The 5,189-nt window shown below is 59.5% G+C and carries 8 protein-coding genes; 3 read left to right on the top strand and 5 right to left on the bottom strand.

Features of this window, described 5'->3' with window-relative positions:
• The 3 genes from EAW56_RS11000 to EAW56_RS13245 all read right to left on the bottom strand — a co-directional run.
• Positions 1-1,341 (bottom strand): ATP-binding protein (locus EAW56_RS11000; RefSeq protein ID WP_122086569.1); only part of this gene is annotated, 1,341 nt, incomplete at its 3' end.
• Between the two features lie 149 nt (positions 1,342-1,490).
• A complete protein-coding gene (locus tag EAW56_RS10995) occupies positions 1,491-2,030 on the bottom strand; it encodes a flavodoxin domain-containing protein (RefSeq protein WP_122086567.1) in 540 nt (179 codons plus the stop codon).
• A gap of 11 nt (positions 2,031-2,041) precedes the next feature.
• Positions 2,042-2,185 (bottom strand): DUF3039 domain-containing protein, encoded by a 144-nt coding sequence (locus EAW56_RS13245; protein WP_122086565.1) that lies wholly within the window; start codon positions 2,183-2,185, stop codon positions 2,042-2,044.
• A 466-nt stretch (positions 2,186-2,651) separates the two neighbouring features.
• Here EAW56_RS13245 and EAW56_RS12630 point away from each other — a divergent pair, with 466 nt between their 5' ends.
• The 3 genes from EAW56_RS12630 to EAW56_RS10975 all read left to right on the top strand — a co-directional run bounded on the left by EAW56_RS12630 (position 2,652) and on the right by EAW56_RS10975 (position 4,357).
• Positions 2,652-3,053, top strand: a complete 402-nt coding sequence (locus EAW56_RS12630; RefSeq protein WP_147453300.1) for a hypothetical protein — start codon at positions 2,652-2,654, stop codon at positions 3,051-3,053.
• 84 nt (positions 3,054-3,137) lie between these two features.
• Entirely contained in the window at positions 3,138-3,926 is a 789-nt protein-coding gene (locus tag EAW56_RS10980; RefSeq protein ID WP_122086563.1) for an NADPH-dependent oxidoreductase, read from the top strand.
• On the top strand, positions 3,926-4,357 hold the full coding sequence (locus tag EAW56_RS10975; protein ID WP_095278430.1) for a DUF488 domain-containing protein: 432 nt from the start codon (positions 3,926-3,928) through the stop codon (positions 4,355-4,357). Before EAW56_RS10980 ends, EAW56_RS10975 begins: the two co-directional genes overlap by 1 nt.
• 16 nt (positions 4,358-4,373) lie before the next feature.
• Here EAW56_RS10975 and EAW56_RS10970 read toward each other — a convergent pair whose 3' ends face one another.
• Together EAW56_RS10970 and EAW56_RS10965 are read right to left on the bottom strand one after the other, a co-directional pair.
• Positions 4,374-4,781 (bottom strand): cupin domain-containing protein, encoded by a 408-nt coding sequence (locus EAW56_RS10970; RefSeq protein ID WP_095278433.1) that lies wholly within the window; start codon positions 4,779-4,781, stop codon positions 4,374-4,376.
• A gap of 253 nt (positions 4,782-5,034) precedes the next feature.
• Positions 5,035-5,189, bottom strand: a 155-nt coding sequence (locus tag EAW56_RS10965) for a response regulator transcription factor (RefSeq protein WP_147453299.1), incomplete at its 5' end; no start/stop codon positions are given.

Genomic DNA, 5,189 nt, shown 5'->3' with positions numbered 1-5,189 from the left:
AATAATGAGCGTTCCTACTGCGGATATTGGCTTACCGAAGCGTTTGCTCAACGCGTGAATTCCACGAACAAATTCGAGATCCGGGTTCGCCCCCGCGAAGATCACGCTCACCGCAGTCTCGGTCGTGGCCACTTCGGGGGCCTCACGGCCCGAACCGATCATTGCCGCCCACATGCGATCAAAACCTCGGGAGCTTTCCTCCGCCAGTCCAAGCGCGCGCATCGCGGCCATCAAGCGGTTATTCCGTGGCTCGGACGTCACCGTCAACAGGCGATCCACGGACACGCCAGGTGGCAAGGGCCCTGGAGATGTCACTTTGAGAAGACGCTTCGACTGCTCCACGACGATTGGTTTGGAGATGCGCCAATCCCGGTGAATGAGCGCATTGGAGATCGCCTCGTCGATAGCCTGGCCCGGGATAGCAGGGATCGCGATCTCCTGACCGTCGTCGAATTGCACCCTCGCGATCTCCTGCTGCACGTGAGCGTCAATAAGATCACGCAGACGAGGCAGCGCGAGGATCACCGGTGCGGAAATGTCCGTCGCCTTAGGGTCTTCTCCAGGAAAGTCACGCCAAAGGTGACGCACGGTCACGTGCGTAGGCTCCGGTTGTGCGAGCAGAATCTCGGCGGCTCGCTTGAGGCGCCCGTCCTGACGAAGTAGTCCGAGCTCGCGGAGCAATCCCGTGCGCGTGTTCGCCATCGTCGACTCTTCTTCGCCTCTGCTCCGTCTATACAGAACGAGTTGGCGATGCGCTTCCTCCACAACGTCGAGCCTCAGGTCTTCTGGCACAATATTCGTCTCGCCATTGGAGTAGTCGGGGTTGCGACGAAGCGCGTCAATCGCGCGACGGGTCTCTTCCGGGATCGGCTTGCACGAGAATTTGCCACCATCGGTCTCCCGCCGTTTTGCCGCGCCGTCTTTGCGGGTGTAAAGCGCCCTCGCCTCCGGAATGCTCACAGCCAGTAACTGCGTCCCACGGAACAGAAAACCCGTTGCCGAGACATTCATATTTGGCTTAGAGGCGTTGAAGATTTTCTGCTCAATGTCCGCTTCACGCAGATCAGTACCAGTAAACGCCTTCGGACCGGTGATTTTGTCGTGCACCCCGACGACGATGATGCCGCTGCCCACCTCGCTGTTAGCCATGCATATCGCTTCGTCGACAAGCTTCTCAATGAGCTTTGGACGCGCACGCTCAGCACCCTCGCGGTGCGAGGGGTCCTCCTTAAATTCGAGCGTCATTGACTCCTGCGAATCCGCAGTCGCGCCGTCCCAAATTGCCTCCAGGGCACCTTGAATGTACGCAGGGAGGCGGCTCAGACCGTCCGGTAAAGTCATAGCGCACAGTGTACATTTCCCCAGGGAATTCTTTTTGGCGTGATTTTCTGAGCAGAAAAGATATCGGAAAGAGATCGGACGGGTTCCGAGGGGCGATTTCTAACGTTTGCGCTGGTAGACGAATTGTTCCGATATCTTTTTATATCTTTTTAATTGTTTTGTGCGTCTTTGGCTGCTTCCGCCCACGCCACGCTCTCGTCGAGACGCGAGAGATCAACGCGATCGGTGTCCTTCTTATACATCTCAATCATCGAGCGCTCATTTTCCGACTTTCGCGGCTTCAACTTGAGCGCGCCAATGATCCCGCGCATCACGCCCAGGTGCGCAGTGGTGAGCTCCGAGTAATTCAGTCGGCCCGGGAGGTAGAAACGCTGTACCTGGTCCGCCCGGTCGCCGAGCAGCTCCGCCGTGGGGTCTGTCTCTTTGACTACATGGTCTAGCGTCATGCCGACCGTGACCACACAGATGGGACGTGCCTGGATCGTTGTTTCCGGGAGCGACTTTACGAACTTGGCCGCCGCGTTCATCGGGCCGTGCGCCGGCGCGAGCGCAATGATCGGGCCTTCCGCGGCATCATCGGGCACTTCGGCAGGATCTGGAATCTCCTGCGCGGTCGTACTGAGACGACGCGCGAGCTCCTCGGCGTACTGCTTCGTGGAACCATAGACGGAGGAGAAGTAGATGTGCATTTTTACTTTCATTATTTCGATTCGGATTGTTCTAGTAGACCCTGAATGCGCATGCACCGAGGACACGCGGCAAGTTTCTTGTGATCTTGACGCGGCACGAACACCGTTCCGCAGAGCGCAAAAACTGGACTACCTTGGACGATGGCGTCGGACACGGTGCGAACGTGCTACTGCGTTATTTGTTCTGCAACGAGATGGTGCATGCTACCCCGTTTCCACTTCTCATCTACTTCTCCCCTACACTGGTCAATTTAACCATGGAAAACGCCAGAAGGAAGTCCTCATACTGACGCTCTTCTGGAGGCAGCGCTCGAGCACGTGAAAGCTGGGGTTGCCGATTGGCACGGGCAGGTTTGCGAAGTAATCGGGAATCAGGAGGTCATTTGGTCGTGGACCGGTCGGGTTCCGCTGCAGATGCTGCTATCACCCAATTTTGGGTTCTGGTACCCCCGCCGCTCGGAGCAGCACTCGGTGCTTGGTGGGCAAATAACATGGTAAATGTTACGGTCTGGGCAACGGCGGCAACAGCACAAGATAAATGTCTTGCACTTACGGTCGGTGCCACAGGATCAGTTACCCCTCCGTCAGTAGGTGTAACCCCTGAGCACTATACAGAGGGTTGTGCGTAAAGAAGACGCTTCAACAGGAAGTTTTGCAGGAATGACCAGTAGAGAGAAAATCCTCAACCTTATATGGCTCCTGGCACTGTCAATACCTGCTCTAGGTTTGTCTTATTCATGCATAGTTCACGCAGAATCAAGCGTTGGCTATGCACTCGGCATCCTCACCGATGCACTGGTTTTTGGAGCATTGATTTACTTTGTTCCAAAATACAATCGGAGAACTCCGAAAAAATTCATGAACAACTCTTTTCCGATATTGTTCGTAGCCTACATGCCCAGCGTTATTGGGTACTTTAACGATGGCGTCTCTATTGCATCCTTAATTTACCCAATCATCCTTTATTTTGTTCTTGCTTCTAGCGAACGTCTGCACAAGTGGGCCCAAGAGTCTGGAGGCTGAGAAGATTCGTCTTGCTCTAAAAAGTGTGAAGTGAGTGACAGCGGGGCGTCGATAAGCGATTGGTCCTGCGGTAGCGTGGGCTGCATGACTGATGCACTCGCGCCCAAGCCCGAAGACCTCTCTATTGACGCGCCGCCGGCGGTGCGCGCGCAGCTGACGCACCGCACGATTCGCGAGTTCACCGACCAGCCCGTCAGCGACGAGACGCTGGAGACGCTGTACCGCGTGGCCATGCGCACGGCGAGCTCGCGCGGGATGCAGCACGCCAGCGTGATCCGGGTGACGGATCCGGCGCTGCGGGAGCGGCTGGCGGAGATCGGTAATCAGGAGTACGTCAAGCGGGCGCCGGTGTATCTGCTGTTCATCGTGGATTCCGCGCGAAACGCCGCCATCTTGCGCGAACAGGGCTACGACCCGACCGGCGCGGGCAAGACGAAGGTGTTCGTGGAGGGGTTCACCGACGCGTGCCTCATGGCGCAAAACGTGGTCAACGCCGCCGAATCGCTCGGGCTCGGCGCGAACTACCTGGGCAATATCCACAACGACACGGCCGCGGTGATCGAGACGCTGAAGCTGCCGCGTTACACGTTCCCAGTCGTCGGACTCACGCTCGGCTGGCCGGGGCAGAATCCGCAGCTCAAGCCGCGCATGGCGCCGGAATTCCGCGTCATGGAAAACGGCTACCAGCACCGCACCAACTGGTCCGAGGCACTCGCCGACTACGACCAGGAGATGACCACATACTACGACCTCCGCAACGCAAACCAGCGCGTGGACAGCTACATCAACCAGGTGGTCAAGCAACTGACGCCCAAGCGCGAGCTTCTCGACGAATCGCTGCAGGCCGCCCGCTGGCAAGGGTTCATCATCTAATGCGCCTGTACACACTTGGATTTTCCCACAAGAGCGCGGAGGAGTTCTTTGACATCCTCCGCGAGTCCGGCGCGCGGCGCGTGGTGGACATCCGCCGCTCCAACACGAACCAGCTCGCCGGCTTTACTAAGAAGGACGACCTGCGCTACTTCCTCAAGGTCATCCTGGACATGCCATACACGCAGGAGGTGTCGCTCGCGCCCAGCGCCGACCTCATGCACGCCTACCGTCACGACGAAATCGCATTCGACGACTTCGCGCGCAAGCTCCGGGCGGAGTACGACGACGGCGAGGTCTCGTCGCTCGATCGCTCGCTTTTCAGCGACGCCGTACTCCTCTGCTCCGAGGCTGACCCCAGCACCTGCCACCGGCTCGTCGCCGCCGAGTACCTCGCGGAGGCGTGGGACGACGTGGAGGTCGTGCACCTGTAACTTAGTGGCGTTTGGCTCAGTGGCGTTCTCCGGTGAGCATGCTGAGCAGGAGCACGTTGCCCTCCTCCGGGGCGTCACCCGGGCAGTACACCGCGTGCGGCACGTAGGCGCGCAGGTGAACGACCTCGCCCGGCTGCAGCGGGAAGCGGTCGCCGCCGCACTCGAACTCAAGCGATCCGCTGACGCACTGCACCGTGATCGGGTGCGCCGCCTTGTGGTCCGGAAGCGCCTGCCCAGGACAGAAGTTGAACACGATGAGGTTCGCGCCGTCGCCCTGCAACATGCGCTTGACCGCGGGACGCGCGCCGCCCGGCTTCGGTTCCACGGCGTTCACGGTATCGATGCGCGTTGCGCGGTCGGCGTCGTCGGTGGAGTCGGCGTCGCCGAACACTTCCGGGCGGTTGACGGGGAGATCCTGGTTCATCGCTGCTCCTGGGGTGGTTTCTGGGGGTTGTTTGGGGTTGTTCTGGTTGTTGTGGGCAATTTTACCGGGTTGGGGCGTGGAATATCGGGGGCGTGTGGATGGGGGCTGGTTGTGGAGTTGGCGGTGGCCGGCTCCAAATGGAGCTAGCTCCGTTTGGATCAGCGGCCGAGCGGCGACCTGGGGTTTTGCAGGTGCGTTGTCGCCAAATGGAGCTAGCGGCGTTTGGGCGGCGGCCCCGGCTGCCGGCGAAACGTCACACCCAGCCGTTGTCCTCAGCAAGTCGGGCCGCCTCGAAACGGTTTCCGGCACCCGTCTTGGCAATGATGCTGGACACGTGGTTGCGCACCGTGCCGGAGGAAAGGTGCAGCGTGGCGGCGACGTCGGAGGCGCCGAGGCCCCGGAGCAGGA

The organism is Corynebacterium gottingense, from assembly GCF_003693265.1.
Taxonomy (GTDB): Bacteria; Actinomycetota; Actinomycetes; order Mycobacteriales; family Mycobacteriaceae; genus Corynebacterium; species Corynebacterium gottingense.
Note: the sequence above shows the minus strand (reverse complement) of the source record. Positions and strands in the feature narration are given on the sequence as shown.

Bases quoted from the DNA above. Each gene is read 5' to 3' on its own strand.
- EAW56_RS10995 (WP_122086567.1), bottom strand. From the start codon at position 2,030: ATGCACATCTACTTCTCCTCCGTCTATGGTTCCACGAAGCAGTACGCC.
- EAW56_RS10980 (WP_122086563.1), top strand. From the start codon at position 3,138: ATGACTGATGCACTCGCGCCCAAGCCCGAAGACCTCTCTATTGACGCG.
- EAW56_RS10975 (WP_095278430.1), top strand. From the start codon at position 3,926: ATGCGCCTGTACACACTTGGATTTTCCCACAAGAGCGCGGAGGAGTTC.
- EAW56_RS10970 (WP_095278433.1), bottom strand. From the start codon at position 4,781: ATGAACCAGGATCTCCCCGTCAACCGCCCGGAAGTGTTCGGCGACGCC.